We start from the raw sequence: 15,341 nt of genomic DNA, 5'->3' as shown, positions 1-15,341 counted from the left end.
ATCCCAGGTCCTAGTCCCGAGCCCGAGCTGTCCCGAACCGTGACCCTTCACCCGCGCTGGAGGTCGAGGTGCTCCGAGCCCTGGCGAGGAGCCACGAGACCCCGGCACCACCAGAGCCGACCGCCAGCGCCGCGGGTCCAGGCCGCCGTACGCCTCACCGGGTCTCGACGACGCGCGCTCGCCCAGGGGCTCGCGTGCTGTTCGAGCAGCGGTGGGTGGTCGAGCAGCAGCCGAGTGCAGCGAGGCCGCGTCGTCGAGACCCCTTGTGCCGTGGATCGCACCCTCATACCGCGGCCGATCCGCGGCACAAGCCGCCGTACGCCTCACCGGGTCTCGACGACGCGCGCTCGCCCAGGGGCTCGCGTGCTGCTCGACCAGCAGTGGGTGGTCGAGCAGCAGCCGAGCGCAGCGAGGCCGCGTCGTCGAGACCAGCGGTGGGTGGTCCGGGCGGCGTCAGCCGTGGACGGTGCCCGGGACGGCCTCGTTGTTGCGGGGGTCGCCCTCGGGCCACAGGGGCATGCCGGCGCCGTGGCGGTAGAAGGGGACGTCGAGAGCGGGCAGCGGGGTGTTGCCGGCGATCAGGTCGGCCGCCTTCTCGGCCAGCATCATCACCGGGGCGTAGATGTTGCCGTTCGTCACGTACGGCATCACCGACGCGTCGACGACCCGGACGCCCTCGACCCCGTGCACCTTCATCGTCAGCGGGTCGACCACCGACTGCGGGCCCGTGCCCATCGCCGCCGTGCAGGAGGGGTGCAGGGCGGTCTCGGCGTCCTTCGCGACCCAGTCGAGGATCTCCTGGTCGGTCTCCACCGAGGGGCCGGGCGAGATCTCGCCGGCGCTGAACGCCGCGAACGCCGGCTGCTCGAGGATGGTGCGGGCCGCGCGGACCATCTCGATCCACTCGCGCCGGTCGGTCTCGGTCGAGAGGTAGTTGAACTGCAGGGCCGGGTGCTGCATCGGGTCGCTCGACCGGATGCGCAGGTGGCCCCGGACGTCGGAGTACATCGGCCCGATGTGGACCTGGTAGCCGTGCCCGCCCGGCTCGGGGCTCTCGGCGGGCCGCGAGCCGTCGTACCGGATGGCGATGGGCAGGAAGTGGAACATCAGGTTCGGGTAGGCGACCCGGTCGTTGGACCGGATGAACCCGCCGGCCTCGAAGTGGTTCGAGGCACCCACGCCGCTGCGCAGGAACAGCCACTCCGCACCGATGCGGGGCTTGTGCTGGTGGGCCAGCCACGGCGCGATCGACACCGGCTGCTTGGCGGCGTGCTGGATGTAGACCTCGAGGTGGTCCTGGAGGTTCTCCCCCACCCCGGACAGGTCGACGAGCGTGCGGACGCCGGCCGCGCCGAGCACGGCGCTCGGCCCGATGCCCGCGAGCTGCAGCAGCTGGGGCGAGCCGATGGCGCCGCCGCAGAGGATGACCTCCCCGGCGTCCACGCTGCGCCGCGCGCCCCGCCCGGCAGCGCCGCGGAGGTAGTCGACGCCGGTGACGCGGGTGGTGTCGCCGCTGCCGGTCGTGCGGAGAGCGGTGACCTGCGCGAGGGTGCGGACGACGAGGTTCTTGCGGCGTCGCACCGGGTGCAGGTACGCCCGGGCCGCGGAGAGCCGACGGCCGCGGTGGACGTTGCGGTCGAAGGGCGCGAAGCCCTCCTGGCGGTAGCCGTTGACGTCGTCGGTCAGCGGGTGGCCGGCCTGCTGCACGGCCTCGAAGAACGCCCCGAAGATCGCCCGGGTGGCCGGGCCCTTCTCGGTCACGAGCGGTCCGGAGCCGCCGCGCCAGGCGTCGGCGCCGGACGTGCCGTCCTCGAGCAGGCGCGACTCCATGCGCTTGAAGTAGGGCAGGCAGTGGGCGTAGTCCCACGACTCCATGCCCGCGTCGGCGGCCCAGCGCTCGTAGTCGAGCGGGTTGCCGCGCTGGAAGATCATCCCGTTGATGGACGACGACCCGCCCAGCACCTTGCCGCGCGCGTGGTAGACGGTGCGCCCGCCCATGTGGGGCTCGGGCTCGCTGTCGTACTTCCAGTCGTAGAGCCGGTTGCCGATCGGGTACGGCAGCGCCGCGGGCATGTGGATGAACGGGTCGAGCCGGTTGTCGCTGCGGCCCGCCTCGAGCACCAGGACCGTCGTGGACGGATCGGAGCTCAGCCGGTTCGCGAGCGCGCAGCCGGCGGACCCCCCGCCGACGATGACGTAGTCGAAGCGCTCGCTCACTCGTTCTTCTCCTGTCCGCCGAACCACTGCTGCGGCACGGGCCGGGTGTGGTGCCAGATGTGCTTGGTCTCGCGGTACTCCGCGAGGCCGGCCGTGCCGAGCTCACGGCCGATGCCTGACTGCTTGTACCCGCCCCACTCCGCCGCAGGCACGTACGGGTGGTAGTCGTTGATCCAGATCGTGCCGTGTCGCAGGCGGGCGGCGACGCGCTCGGCGCGGCCGGCGTCCTGCGTCCACACCGCGCCGGCCAGTCCGTAGATGGTGTCGTTCGCGATCGAGACCGCGGCCTGCTCGGCGGTGTCGCGGTCGGCGCCGGAGAACGTCTCGACCGTCAGCACCGGTCCGAAGGACTCGTCCTGCACGCACGACATGTCGGCGGAGCAGCCGTCGAGGACCGTCGGCGGGTAGAACCAGCCGTCGTCGTAGGACTCCCCCGTCGGACGCTCCCCGCCGACCCGGAGGACGGCGCCCTCGGCGACGCCGGCGGCGACGTACGCCTCGACCTTGTCGCGGTGGGCGGCGCTGATGAGCGGGCCGGTCTCGGCCTCGCGGTCGTACGGCCCGCCGAGGCGGATCTGGCCGGCGCGGCGGACGAGCTCGTCGACGAACTCGTCGTGGATCGACTCCTCGACCACGAGCCGGGCGCCCGCGGAGCAGACCTGGCCGGAGTCGAGGAACACCGCGGTGAGCGCCATGTCGAGCGCGGCGTCCAGGTCGGCGTCCGCGAAGACGACGTTCGGGTTCTTGCCGCCGAGCTCGAGGGCGATCTTCTTCACGGTCGGCGCGGCGGCCGCCATGATCCGGCGGCCCGTGACGACGCCGCCGGTGAAGGAGACGAGGTCGACGCCGGGGTGCTCGGTGAGCGTGGGTCCGACGCGGTCGCCGGCGCCGAGGACGAGGTTGCCGACGCCGTCGGGCAGGCCGGCCCCGGCGAGGGCGTCCATCAGCCACGACGCGGTGGACGGCGTCAGCTCGCTCGGCTTCAGCACGAAGGTGTTGCCGGCGACGAGCGCGGGCGCGACCTTCCAGGAGGTCTGGAGCAGCGGGAAGTTCCACGGCGTGATGAGCGAGCAGACCCCGACGGGCTCGGTGACGACGCGGCTGGAGATGTCGGGGACGCCGGTGTCGACGACGCGACCCGCCTCGGTCTGCCCGACGGCGGCGTAGTGACGGAACACCGAGACGACGTCCGCCATGTCGACGCGGGCCTCGACGATGCGCTTGCCCGTGTCGAGTGCCTCGAGACGGGCGACGGTCTCGAGATCGCGCTCGAGGTGGTCCGCCACCCGGGTGAGGATCGCGGCGCGCTCGGGCGTCGGCGTCCAGGGCCAGTGGGTGTTGTCGAACGCGCTGCGGGCGGCCTCGACGGCGGCCGCGGCGTCGTCCGCGGTGCCCTCGGCGACGACCGCGACGAGGGTGGAGTCGGCGGGGCAGCGGATCTCGCGGGTGCTGCCGTCGCTCGCGGGACGACGGACGCCGCCGACGAGGTGCTGGACCGTGGGCTCGCTCATGCGGGCACCTCCGTGACGTGGGTGGGCGAGACGAAGACGGCGACCGCGATGTTCAGCACCGACAGCGCGAGCAGGCCCCAGTACAGGCCCGCCGGGATGGTCGGCTTCCGCGTGTTGGCCATCACCAGCACGAGCAGGACGAGGCCGACCGCGAACTTGATCCCGATCTTCACGTGGTCGACGTCGCCGTCACCGGCCTCCAGGACGCCGACCAGTCCGAGCCCGGTGACGAAGGCCGTCCCGACCCCGTCGCGCATGATCGGCAGCACCTTCTTCTCGTCGGAGCGGACCTGGCTGAGCAGGCCCCCGACGAGGGCGGCGAAACCGAGGATGTGCAGGAACAACAGGACCAACCGCAACGTCTCCACGGGCGCAGACTAGTGGTGTGCGTCGAAGGTCCTCGCACGCTTGCCGTGGTCCAGGTGCGTGCAGCGCAAGGACGAGGAGGGAAGGCGGGCCGAGGCCCGTCGACCGACGAGGACGCCGCGATGCGCGTGCCTGGGCCGCGGCGAGCGCCGAGGTTCTCCGGCGCGCGCCACTGGCGACGAGTGTTCAAGGCCACCTGCCACCATGGGAGTTCGCGATTCCTGGGAGGGACTCACATGGCTGCACTCGTCCGACGCTCCGACACCGCCTGGTTCGGCGGGGTCTGCTCCGGCCTCGCCGCCCGGACCAACGTCAGCGTGAACGTCATCCGCGCCGTGACCGTGCTCGGCGTGGTCTTCGGCTTCGGCACCGTCGCCATCCTGTACGTCGTGCTGTGGGCCGTGCTGCCCAAGCAGGAGGGCCCGGGCTTCTAGCCCGGAGCTCCACGCACGGGGCCCGCCGGAGATCGAGGTGCGAGGCCGGCCACGGCCGAGCCACGAGATCCGGCGAGGTGCGGGACCGCCCCCGCCTCAGCGGTTGGCGGCCACCCAGGCGTCGCGGGCGTCGACCCCGGAGTCGGGGTAGTCGGCGAAGAATCCGTCGATGCCCGCGTCGAGGTACGACGTGATCTCGCCGAACACGTTCCCCTTGGCGTTCGGGTCGTCGCCACGGCGCCAGTCGGTCGCCATGAACTGGTTCTCGTCGCGGATCGTGAAGACGTGGACGCGCATCCCGAACTCGTGGGCGTCGCCGACGAGCGCCGTACGACGGTCCGCCGAGCCGTCGGCGTTGCGCGGGATCACCAGCGTCTTCTCCGGTCCGACCACGTCGGCGTACTCAGAGACACCGCGCAGGCCCTGGCGGCTGGCGAGGTCCTCGTAGGTGGTCGGGTCGCCCTTCGCCTCGAGGTCGTAGGGCCCGCCGACGACGTCCATCAGCTGCACCAGGGGCAGGTCGGTCATCGAGTCCAGCTCGCGCAGGTTGCCGGTCTCGAAGGACTGCAGGAACACCTTCGACCGCGGCTCGTCGAAGCCGAACCGGCGCAGCGTGCGCACCATCGGCTCCTCGAGCGACAGCCCGATGGAGTCGAAGTACGTCGGGTGCTTCGTCTCGATGTAGAGCCCGACGTCGCGACCCGGCTTCGCGTTGTGGTCGCGGACGAGGCGCAGGATCTCCTCGAAGGTCGGGACCTGGAAGCGCCCGTCGTAGCGCGTGTTGTCGGGCCGGACGTCGGGGAGGCGCTCCTCCGCGCGCAGCGTCCTCAGCTCGGCGAGGGTGAAGTCCTCGGTGAAGAACCCGGTGATCGGCTCGCCGTCGATCGTCTTGGTGGTCTCGCGGTCGGCGTACTGCGGGAGGTCGTCGACGTTCGTGGTGCCGCTGATCTCGTTCTCGTGGCGGGCGACCAGGCGGCCGTCCTTGGTCGAGACCAGGTCGGGCTCGACGTAGTCGGCGCCCAGGCGGATGCCCAGCTGGTACGCCGCCAGGGTGTGCTCGGGGCGGTAGCCGGAGGCGCCGCGGTGGGCGGTGACCAGCGGCCGGCGGACCTGGCCGCGGGCGGCGCGCTGCGCGGAGGTGTCGGCCGCCGACCGCTGGGCGGCGTCGCTCGGGACGGAGCGCGGCGCGTCGAGCGGCGGGTCGGTGGTCGCACTGCCGGGTGGGGCGACGGTGGCGGTCACCGCGAGGGCGAGGCCGGCGGAGAGCGAGCCGAGCAGGGCGCGGCGGAGGGCGGGGACCCGAGTCGTCATGCTCCGGATCGTGCCCCACGCGGGTGACGGGGTCCAGGCGTCCGGGTGAACGCCCGGTGCCCGGTGGCTCAGACCCGGGCGTCGCGGACGGCCAGCGCGTCCTCGGGCTGGTCGCAGATGAGCCCGTCGACCCCGGCGTCGAGCAGGGCCCGGGCCTCCGCGGCGACGTCACCGCGGGCGTCGGGGTCGTCGCCGAGGCGGGCCTCGACGGGCAGGAAGCGGTTCTCGGCGCGGACGGTGTAGACGTGCACGGTCAGCCACCGGCGGTGCGCGGCCCGCACCAGGTCGGAGGCGCCGAGCGTGGTCCCGTCCTCGTCGCGGGGCAGCACCAGCTCCTTGTGGACGCCCAGCCCGTCGGCGTACGTGTCGACCTCGGCGAGCCCGGCCGCGGTGACCAGGTCGCCGTACGTCGTGGGCTCGCCGGCCGCCGCGAGGTCCGGGGGGCGTGACTCGAGGCGGTCGACGAGCTGGAGGAGGGGCAGGCGGGTCAGCGGCGCGAGGCGCCGCAGCACGCCGACCTCGAACGACATCACCGTCACGCGGGAGCGCGGGTGGTCGAGACCGTGGCGGGCCAGGACCTCGAGCAGCGGCTCCACCACGGACAGGCCGCGCGCCTCGAGGTGCGCGCAGTGCTTGAGCTCGATCATCACGCCGACGCTGCGGCCCAGCCGGGCCGACTCCTCGGCGACCGCGGCGAGGACGTCGTCGAGGGTGGGGACGCCCTCGCGACCGTCGTACGCCGCGCTGTGCGGGCGCATCCGCGGGCTGCGCTCGCGGGCGCGCAGGGTGGCGACCTCCGCGGCGGTGAGGTCCTCGGCGAACCAGCCGGTGACCTCGCGCCCGTCGACGACCCTCGTCGTACGACGGTCCGCGAGCGCGGCGTGCTCGGCGACGTCGGTGGTCAGCGACAGCTCGTTCTCGTGGCGCGCGAGGAGCACCCCGTCCGCGGTGAGGACCAGGTCGAGCTCGACGTCGTCCACGCCCATCCGGATCGCCGTGCGGTAGGCCTCGAGGGTGTGCTCGGGGCGGTAGCCGGAGGCGCCGCGGTGGCCGACCACCGCGGGGGTGACGACCAGGCTGTCCGCCCGGCCGCCGAGCAGGCCGCGCGAGCGCGGCCCGGCGGCGGGGGCGAGCGGTGCGAGGGGCAGGACCTCGGTGACGGACACGACACCCAGAGGACCCGCACCGGTGGTCCGCGCGGTGACGCCTTCGTGAATGGCCGATGATGTCCGGATGAGCCTTCCGCAGATCGACGGCCTGACCTCGCTGCCGGTGCTCGACCATCCTGGCCTGCTGGCCGACCCCGTCGGGGCCGCACTGGTGCGCTGGGCGGGGTCGCAGCGCACGGCCGTGGTCGAGATCGATCCCGGGCTCGCGGACACCGCCGCCATGTCGGAGGCCTACGCGGTCCCGATGACCGCCGGCGCGAACTGCCTCGTCGTCGCCGGACGGCGCGCCGGTGAGGAGCGCATCGCGGCGTGCGTCGTCCGCGCCGACACCCGCGTCGACGTCAACACCGCCGTCAAGCGGCTCCTCGACGTCCGCAAGGCGTCGTTCCTGCCGATGGACCGGGCGGTCGAGGAGACCGGGATGGAGTACGGCGGCATCACCCCGCTCGGGCTCCCGACCGGCTGGCGGCTGTTCGTCGACGACCGCTGCCTCGCCATGGACGTCGCCGTCCTCGGGTCCGGCGTACGCCACTCCAAGCTGCTCATGCCCGGCGACCTCCTGGCCGACCTCCCGGGCGCCGAGGTCGTCGAGGGCCTCGCCGTCACCTGAGCGCGAGTCGGCCCGAACGCACGCCGTACAGACGCCGAGTCGGCCCGAACGCACGCCGTACAGACGTCGAGTCGGCCCGGGCGCACGCCGTACAGACGCCGAGTCGGCCCGGGCGCACGCCGTACAGACGCCGAGTCGGCCCGAGCGCACGCCGTACAGACGTCGAGTCGGCCCGAACGCACATCTTGGGCCCGCAACTCCAAACCCGGAGCGCACGTCCGGGCCAACTCGGCGCCCCTGAGGCGCACGTCCGGGCCAACTCGGCGCCCCTGAGGCGCACGTCCGGGCCGACTCGGCGCCCCTGAGGCGCACGTCCGGGCCGACTCTGCGTCAGTCGGTGGGCTCGTCCGACTCCGACTCCGACTCCGACTCCGACTCCGGCTCCGGCTCGGCCTGCTCCGCGGCGAGGGAGCGGCCGACGGGGGTGAGGACCCAGAGGGCGTGGCCCTCGGAGGCGACGAGGCCCTCCTCGGCCATGGCCGCGCGCTCCTTCATGGCGGCGCGGCGCCAGCGGACCTGGCCGTCGGCGGTGATGCCGCGGTCCTGGGTCGTCAGCGTCATCCGCTCCCCCATCTCGTCGAGGACGACGTCGCGCTCGGCGGCGACCGGGTACGTCGCGAGGACCGCGAGCAGGTGCTTGCGGAACTCGGTCTGGGGGGTCCGGCCGGGCGGCGTCCGGGGCTGTGCGGGCGGGCGGGGCGCAGCCTCTCCGGGCGTACGACGGGTGCCCGCGGCCCGGGTCGTGGCCGGCTTCGCCGTCCGCGTCCGCACCGGCGTCGCCTTGACCGCGGGCCGCGGGGGCGGCGGCGGTGCCCCGTGGGGGCACTGGCTCAGGGGGAGCTCACACAGGTCGCACCAGTCCGCGGTCATCAACCACCGATGGTAGTCCGCGGGCCGTTGGTAAACTCGGCCAGCCCGCCCACACGCGGCGGGCGCACTCTGGGGTGGGGCACGGACGGGCGGGAAACGTGGGCGCGGCGAGCACAGTGCAGAAGGACCCGAGCGCCCCGCGGGGCGACGGTCCGGGCACCGCGCTGCGCGGCGACGTCCAGGGCCTGCGGGCCCTCGCCGTGCTGCTCGTCATCAGCGCCCACGCCGGCCTCGGACCCTTCTCCGGCGGCTACCTCGGGGTCGACGTCTTCCTCGTCATCTCGGGCTTCCTGATCTCGCGCCTGCTGTTCCGCCACGTCGGACGGCACGGCACGATCTCGCTCCGCACCTTCTACGTACGACGGGCCCGCCGCATCCTGCCCGCCGCCACGGTCGTCATCGTCGCGACGCTCCTTGCGTCGATGATCTGGCTCAGCCTCATCGAGGTCGAGACGATCCTGGTGGACGCCGTGTGGGCCGGGTTGTTCGTCGCGAACCTGCGGTTCGCGGAGACCGGCACCGACTACTTCTCCGACGGGCTGACGCCCAGCCCGCTGCAGCACTACTGGTCGCTCGGGGTCGAGGAGCAGTTCTACCTCGTCTGGCCGCTGCTGATCCTCGCCGCGCTGCTGTGGCACCGCCACCGCCACGGCGACGACTCCCGCCGCGGGCTGCCCCGGCTCACGGTCTTCTGGCTGCTGGTCGCCGTCACCTCCCTCAGCCTCCTGTGGTCGCTGGTGACGACGAGCGTCGAGCCCGAGGCGGCGTACTTCTCGACCACGGCCCGCATCTGGGAGCTGTCCCTCGGCGCGCTGGCCGCCCTCGTCGGCCCGGCCCTGGCGGACCTGCTGACCACCCGCGGCCGCACGATCCTGGGCGCGGTCGGTCTCGGCGCGATCCTGGTGCCGGCGATCGCCTACGACTCCTCGACCCCGTTCCCGGGCCTGGCCGCGCTGCCGCCGGTCCTCGGCACGGCGATGCTCCTCGTGGCCGGCCTGCGCCTGCGGGAGGCACCGCCGTGGCCGACCCGGGCCCTGGGCGTCGCCCCGATGCGCGTCATCGGCGACTGGTCCTACTCGCTCTACCTCTGGCACTGGCCGCTGCTGATCATCCCGGCGAGCGCCCTGGGTCGCCCGCTCGGCGTGTTCGGCAGCATCGTCGCCGTCGCCGCGACGTTCGGGCTGTCCGCCCTGACCTACCGGTACGTCGAGCAGCCGTTCCGCGCGCCCGCCGCCGTACGACGGCGCCCCGGCGCCCCCCGCCGGCTCCGGGTGCGTCTGCCCCGCGGCCTGGTGCTCTACCCCGCCTCGATCGTGCTGGTCGTGGCGAGCAGCACCGTCGGCTGGGGCTACGTGAACTGGGCCGCCGAGGCGGGCGACGCCCCCGCCATCACCGTGCCGGAGCGCACCGCCGAGCCCGGCGAGCAGGCGCCGGAGGTCTCCGCCGACGCCGAGGCCCGCGCGCTCGTGCGGGCGTCGGTGGCCGCGGCCCGCGACGGCGACCCGGTCCCGAGCGAGCTGACCCCCGACCTGCTCGACATCCGCGACGCCATCGCACCCGTCGAGTGCGACTACCAGGACAACGAGCTGCGCGAGCTCTGCCCCCAGGGCGACCCCGACGGCGACCGGACGCTGGTGCTCACCGGCGACTCCCACGCCCGCGCCTGGATCCCGGCGATCGACGCGATCGCCGCCGAGCGCGGCTACACCGCCTACTTCCTGGTGAAACCCCGCTGCACCGCCGCCCGGGTGGTGACCACCGTGCAGGGCTCGCCCGACCCGTGGCCCGACTGCACCGAGTTCCAGGACTGGGTCGACGAGCAGGTCGCCGACCTCGCCCCCGACCTCACGATCGTGTCGAGCACCGCGCCGCCGAAGGGCGTCTGGGTCGACGACGAGTACGTCGACGACGACGAGGGCGTCGCGGAGGCCGTCCGGGTCGGCATCGACGACCGCCTCGCGACCCTCGAGCCCCTGACCGGCGAGCTGGTGGTGCTGGGCGACGTCCCCCAGCTCGACATCGACCCCGCCGAGTGCCTGACCACCGGCGACGTCGACCTCGGCAGCTGCCTCGGGACGCCGTACGACCGCACCACGCTGATGGCCGACGTGACCAAGCGCGTCGCCTGGGCGCAGCGCGTGCCGTACCTCAACCCCTACGCCTGGCTCTGCTTCCGCGACGCCTGCCCCGCCGTGGTGGGCTCGACCGTCACCTACCGCGACCCCGGTCACCTCACGACCTCGTACGCCGAGGACCTGACCGCCGCCCTGGACCAAGCCCTCGACAGCAAGGTGGACCTGTGAAGCTCGGCCTCCAGCTCATGTACGCCGGCAACCCGCGGGAGGCCGCCGACGACGTCGTGGCCCTCGAGCGCGCCGGGCTCGACGTCCTCTGGGTGCCGGAGGCCTACGGCTTCGACTCCCCCACCCTCATGGGCTACCTCGCCGCGCGGACCGAGACGGTCGAGATCGGCGCCGGGATCGTCAACATCTACTCCCGCACCCCCAGCGCGCTGCTGCAGACCGCCGCCGGGCTCGACAACGTCTCCGGCGGCCGCGCCATCCTGGGTCTCGGCGCCAGCGGCCCGCAGGTGATCGAGGGCTTCCACGGCGTGCCGTACGACAAGCCCCTGGGCCGGCTGCGGGAGATCGTCGACCTGATCCGCCGCGGCATGCGCCGCGAGGTGCTCACGAACGACGGCCTCTACCCGCTGCCGCTGCCCCAGGGGCAGGGCACCGGGCTCGGCAAGCCGCTGAAGATCCTCACCCACCCCGAGCGCGACGCCGTACCGCTGTGGATCGCCGCCCTCGGCCCGAAGTCGGTCCAGCAGACCGCCGAGATCGCCGACGGCTGGATCCCGACGCTGTTCCACCCCGAGCGCTCCGACCGCGTCTGGGGCGACGCCCTGCGGGCGGGCGCCGCGAAGCGGGACCCCGCCCTCGGCCCCCTGGAGATCACCGCCGGCGGCGTCCTGTCGATCACCGAGGACACCGCGACCGCGGACGCCGTCCTGGACTTCGCCCGCCCCCACTTCGCGCTGTACGTCGGCGGCATGGGCGCCCGCGGCAAGAACTTCTACAACGACGTCGCCCGCTCGTACGGCTACGAGGAGGAGGCCACGCGCATCCAGGACCTCTACCTCGACGGCAAGAAGAAGGAGGCCGAGGCCGAGGTCCCCCTGGAGTGGCTCCGCGCGGCGAACCTCGTCGGCCCGGCGTCGTACGTCAAGGAGCGGATCGCCGCCTTCGCCGAGGCGGGCGTGACGACCCTCAGCGTCGTCCCCGCCGCCCTGGACGGCGACCAGCCCGCCCTGGTGTCGCAGACGAAGGAGTGGCTCGCCTGAGCCCGTCCGTACCTCCTGGGCGCGCCTGAACGAACCACCGCCGCCGGGGTTACGCCCTGTCCCACCAGGATCCTGTGAGCACCGTTCGACAGCATCTCGAAGGCCTCAAGGCGACAAGGTCACTTAACTTTGCCGAGTTCCACTCGTAAGTGACCTTGACGCCGATCTCTCGGAGGCATCACCGTGCAGCTCAAGTCCAGGAGGCGGTCGGGCACCAGGCTCGCCGTCCTCGCCAGCTCACTGCTGGTCGTGAGCACCCTCGGCTGGCAGAGCCAGTCCGCGGGTGTCGAACCGGCGGCGGCCGACGCCGGCCCCGTCGACACCCCGTCCGACACCCAGGAGTCCGTGGAGGACCTGCTCGAGCAGGTCGCCGGCGGCGACATCCTGACCAACACGTCCAGCAAGAAGGGCGGCGACGGCCGCCAGTACTGGGTGAAGAACCACATCCGCCCCGACCTGCTGTCGGCGAGCGCGCTCGACGTCCTCGAGGACGTGCCCGGCCTCGACCTCGACCTCGTCGACCTGCCCGTCGTGGGCGGCGACTCCGGCGGCGAGGCCCCGGACGACGGGGTGCGCCGCAAGTACCTCGTCGCCTGGGCGGGTGACAACAACATCCTCGACAAGTCCGGCGCGGACCTGCTGGACCTGCCGAAGTCCATCGGGCCGGACCTCATCGGCCAGAAGGACCTGATCGGTCCCGACTTCTTCGCCGTCATCGACGCCACGCCCGAGTCGGAGACCTACGGCAAGGTCGTCAACACCGCCACGGTCGGCCCGCTCGTCGAGAACGAGCCCCACCACATGCAGTACACGTGGCAGAAGGGCCAGAACATCTTCGCCGGCGGCCTGTTCACCGACGTCACCTACGTCCTGGACACCTCCAACCTGCCCGCGCTGTCGCTGAAGGGGATCAACCTCCCGACCGACACGCTGTGCGGCACGGTGCCGGACGCCTACTGGGTGACGAAGGACAACAAGGCCTACGGCACCTACATGGGCGGCCCGGACGTCCCCGGCCCCTGCACCTACTCCGACGGCTCGACCCGCTTCGGCAACGGCTTCGCCGGCTCGCCCGGCGAGGTGGTCCGGCTCGGTGAGAACGGCGAGACGATCTACGAGGCCCCCGCGACGCCGGAGGAGGGCGAGACGAAGCTGCGGTGCGACAACATCCCCGCGCTGCCGCGTCCGACCTGCGCCAACCCGCACGGCATCCAGGCCCGCGAGGACCTCGACATCCTCATCACCAGCGACTACAACGAGCCGCGCAACATCATCCTCAACCCGGTGCAGGCGCCCTCGTCGTACCTGCGGCGCCCGACGGTCCGCACCTACGACATCTCCGACCAGGACGCCCCGGAGCTGAAGAACGTCTCGTTCCTCCCCGACGGCCCCCGCACCGGCAAGGTCGCGCACCACGAGGAGAACCGCGCGGCGATGGAGGTGACGGTCACCAACCAGCCCGAGAACAAGGGCGCGTTCGTCTCGACGATGCAGGGTGGCGCGATCTTCTACGCCCCCGACATCACCGTCGACAAGCCGACGTGGCGCCAGGTCTTCGACGTGACCACGTCGAACAAGACGGCCGACCCGGCCGGCAACTACTACGGCGGCGGCAGCAACGGCGCCTGGATCCAGACCAGCTACGACGACAAGTACCTATACCACGCGGTCCAGGGACGCCAGGGCACCGACGGCAGCAAGCCGTACATCCTGGTGCTCGACATCGAGGAGCTCCTCGCCTCGGGTGACGCCCCCGAGTGCAAGATCGACACGCTGGCCGAGGTCACCGCCGGCGGCGAGGAGTCCGACTGCCCCGCGGTCGTCGACGTGCAGTCCGCCCCCGGCGGCCCGCACTGGGGCGCGCTGGACAACCTGGAGCTCGGCGAGGACGGCTTCTACCGCGACGACGCGGTGGCCAAGCGTCTGGCGTACAGCAACTACTTCGTCGCCCGCACGGGCCTGAACGGCGACCACCGCGTGTGCATCGCCGACCAGGCCGAGGACGGCACGCTGGCGCTCGACGAGGAGTTCCGCGACGAGTACACCGGCCAGGCCTGCCTCGACTTCGACCGCGCGGCGTGGCCGCACGGCGAGTGGGGTCCGGCCAAGCCGCACTCGATGCTCTTCGTGACCGCCGACGAGGACGTCAAGTGACCGAGCACCACCCCGGCACCACCCCCGCCGACCGTCGTGGCGCGAGCCACGGCGGTCGGCGGGGGGCCCGGCCCCTCGCCGCCGTCACGGGCGGCGTCCTGGCGCTGGGCCTGGCCGCCGGGGTCGCCGTCTGGCAGCTCGACGCCCCTCGGGCCTCCGACGCCGCCGCGGCGTCCGAGGACGTACAGCACCTCGGTCCGACCGAGGCCGGCGTCCCGTCGGTGCAGCGCGTCGTCACCGACGACGAGACCGCCCTCACCGTGGCGGTCGGACCCGCCACCCCGGGCGAGAACGTCGTCCGGCTCGACATCTCCGGACCGGCCGCGGGCCACGGGGCCGAGCACGGGTCCGAGCACGGCTCCGACCACGGGTCGGACGAGGCCGGCGTGCTCATCGGCTCGACGGGCACCGAGCCCGTCGCCGCACAGGCCGTCCCCGGCACGGACGGGCTCTGGGCCCGCGTCGACCTCGAGACGGGCTCCGACGAGGTCGTCGTCGAGCTCGACGGCGTGAGGCACACCCTGCCGGTCGACACCGGTGAGCAGGTCGATGTCTCCCCCGCGTGGCGCAGCGCCGACGCCCCCGAGTGCCTCAGCGCCTCGGTGGCCGTGCTGGCCGCCGGCGAGGACCCCGACGTGGGCGCGTGCCCGAGCGACGAGCTGAGCCGCGCGGACGCGACGACCCTCGGCGACACGGTCGAGACGCTCGCCGCCCGCGGCGTACGCCGGCTCGCGGTGCGCGCCGACGACTCCGAGCGCTCCACCGCGGCCCTCGACACCGTCCGCGAGGCCGCCGAGGGCTCCGGCGTCGAGGTCGTGGACCCCGACGCCCCCGCCACGGGCCGCACCGCCCTGCTCGAGGTCGCCGGCTGGGAGACCTCCGCCGAGGGCCTCGCCGCCGTCAGCCGCCTGCCGCTCACCGAGCAACCGGTCCGCTCCGACGGCACCTGGCTCGCGCCCTGGCTGCTGTCGCGCGGGGTGGTCGACTCGACCTCCGGCGCGGTCCTGCCGCTGGACTTCGACATCCGGTCCGCCGACGCGGCCCGGTACGCCGACCTGGTCCGCACGCTCCTGCCGGGCCAGGCGCCCACCTCCAGCGGGTACGCCGCGTTCGCGGAGGCGCGGGGCACGAAGCCCCAGCCCGTCCAGCTGTACGCCGCGTCCCGGGCGTCGATCCTCATGGCCGAGCCACCGACCGACGGCTCGCCCACCCACAACCACGCGACCCAGATCTCGTGGTTCCCCGGAGGCACCATCACCCCGGTCGGCACCCTGGAGGCAGCCGGCACGGTGCTGGACGCCCGCGAGAACACCGCCAGCAACACCCTCTCCGAGTAGCACCCGCACACCGACCGCA

Annotated in this window: 12 protein-coding genes; 6 read left to right on the top strand and 6 right to left on the bottom strand. The window is 73.2% G+C overall.

Annotated features, from left to right (window positions below; translation table 11 throughout):
- Nucleotides 1-453 precede the first annotated feature (453 nt).
- From betA to Q0858_RS02660, 3 genes are read right to left on the bottom strand one after another with little or no spacing between them, the layout of a single operon-like run.
- Entirely contained in the window at nucleotides 454-2,217 is a 1,764-nt protein-coding gene (betA, locus tag Q0858_RS02670) for a choline dehydrogenase (RefSeq protein WP_299050815.1), read from the bottom strand.
- Nucleotides 2,214-3,728 carry an aldehyde dehydrogenase family protein gene (locus Q0858_RS02665; protein ID WP_299050812.1) on the bottom strand — a complete coding sequence of 505 codons (1,515 nt, stop codon included), beginning with the start codon at nucleotides 3,726-3,728 and terminating at the stop codon, nucleotides 2,214-2,216. The genes betA and Q0858_RS02665 overlap by 4 nt, the downstream gene beginning before the upstream one ends.
- A complete protein-coding gene (locus tag Q0858_RS02660) occupies nucleotides 3,725-4,096 on the bottom strand; it encodes a hypothetical protein (protein ID WP_299050808.1) in 372 nt (123 codons plus the stop codon). Before Q0858_RS02660 ends, Q0858_RS02665 begins: the two co-directional genes overlap by 4 nt.
- Nucleotides 4,097-4,330: 234 nt before the next feature.
- On the opposite strand from Q0858_RS02660, the gene Q0858_RS02655 reads away from it, so the two are divergent.
- Nucleotides 4,331-4,528, top strand: coding sequence for a PspC domain-containing protein (locus tag Q0858_RS02655; RefSeq protein WP_299050806.1), 198 nt, complete (start codon nucleotides 4,331-4,333; stop codon nucleotides 4,526-4,528).
- A gap of 96 nt (nucleotides 4,529-4,624) precedes the next feature.
- Here the strand turns inward: Q0858_RS02655 and Q0858_RS02650 are convergent, their stop codons facing one another.
- Nucleotides 4,625-5,839: a glycerophosphodiester phosphodiesterase gene (locus Q0858_RS02650; protein WP_299050803.1), complete on the bottom strand. Its 1,215-nt coding sequence runs from the start codon at nucleotides 5,837-5,839 to the stop codon at nucleotides 4,625-4,627.
- A 68-nt stretch (nucleotides 5,840-5,907) separates the two neighbouring features.
- On the bottom strand, nucleotides 5,908-7,005 hold the full coding sequence (locus Q0858_RS02645; protein WP_299050802.1) for a glycerophosphodiester phosphodiesterase family protein: 1,098 nt from the start codon (nucleotides 7,003-7,005) through the stop codon (nucleotides 5,908-5,910).
- Nucleotides 7,006-7,072: 67 nt separating this feature from the next.
- On the opposite strand from Q0858_RS02645, the gene Q0858_RS02640 reads away from it, so the two are divergent.
- Entirely contained in the window at nucleotides 7,073-7,618 is a 546-nt protein-coding gene (locus tag Q0858_RS02640) for a YbaK/EbsC family protein (protein WP_299050801.1), read from the top strand.
- Nucleotides 7,619-7,948: 330 nt separating this feature from the next.
- On the opposite strand, the gene Q0858_RS02635 is transcribed toward Q0858_RS02640, so the two are convergent.
- Nucleotides 7,949-8,488: a hypothetical protein gene (locus Q0858_RS02635; protein ID WP_299050800.1), complete on the bottom strand. Its 540-nt coding sequence runs from the start codon at nucleotides 8,486-8,488 to the stop codon at nucleotides 7,949-7,951.
- 116 nt (nucleotides 8,489-8,604) lie between these two features.
- Between Q0858_RS02635 and Q0858_RS02630 the strand changes: the two genes are divergently transcribed.
- From Q0858_RS02630 to Q0858_RS02615, 4 genes are all read left to right on the top strand, one after another.
- Nucleotides 8,605-10,791 (top strand): acyltransferase family protein, encoded by a 2,187-nt coding sequence (locus Q0858_RS02630; protein ID WP_299050798.1) that lies wholly within the window; start codon nucleotides 8,605-8,607, stop codon nucleotides 10,789-10,791.
- Nucleotides 10,788-11,831 (top strand): LLM class F420-dependent oxidoreductase, encoded by a 1,044-nt coding sequence (locus tag Q0858_RS02625; protein ID WP_299050795.1) that lies wholly within the window; start codon nucleotides 10,788-10,790, stop codon nucleotides 11,829-11,831. Before Q0858_RS02630 ends, Q0858_RS02625 begins: the two co-directional genes overlap by 4 nt.
- 249 nt (nucleotides 11,832-12,080) lie before the next feature.
- Nucleotides 12,081-13,985 carry a hypothetical protein gene (locus Q0858_RS02620; RefSeq protein WP_299050792.1) on the top strand — a complete coding sequence of 635 codons (1,905 nt, stop codon included), beginning with the start codon at nucleotides 12,081-12,083 and terminating at the stop codon, nucleotides 13,983-13,985.
- Nucleotides 13,982-15,322 (top strand): hypothetical protein, encoded by a 1,341-nt coding sequence (locus tag Q0858_RS02615; RefSeq protein ID WP_299050789.1) that lies wholly within the window; start codon nucleotides 13,982-13,984, stop codon nucleotides 15,320-15,322. The genes Q0858_RS02620 and Q0858_RS02615 overlap by 4 nt, the downstream gene beginning before the upstream one ends.
- Nucleotides 15,323-15,341 lie beyond the last annotated feature (19 nt).

The organism is uncultured Nocardioides sp. (assembly GCF_947489365.1).
Taxonomy (GTDB): domain Bacteria; phylum Actinomycetota; class Actinomycetes; order Propionibacteriales; family Nocardioidaceae; genus Nocardioides.
Note: the sequence above shows the minus strand (reverse complement) of the source record. Positions and strands in the feature narration are given on the sequence as shown.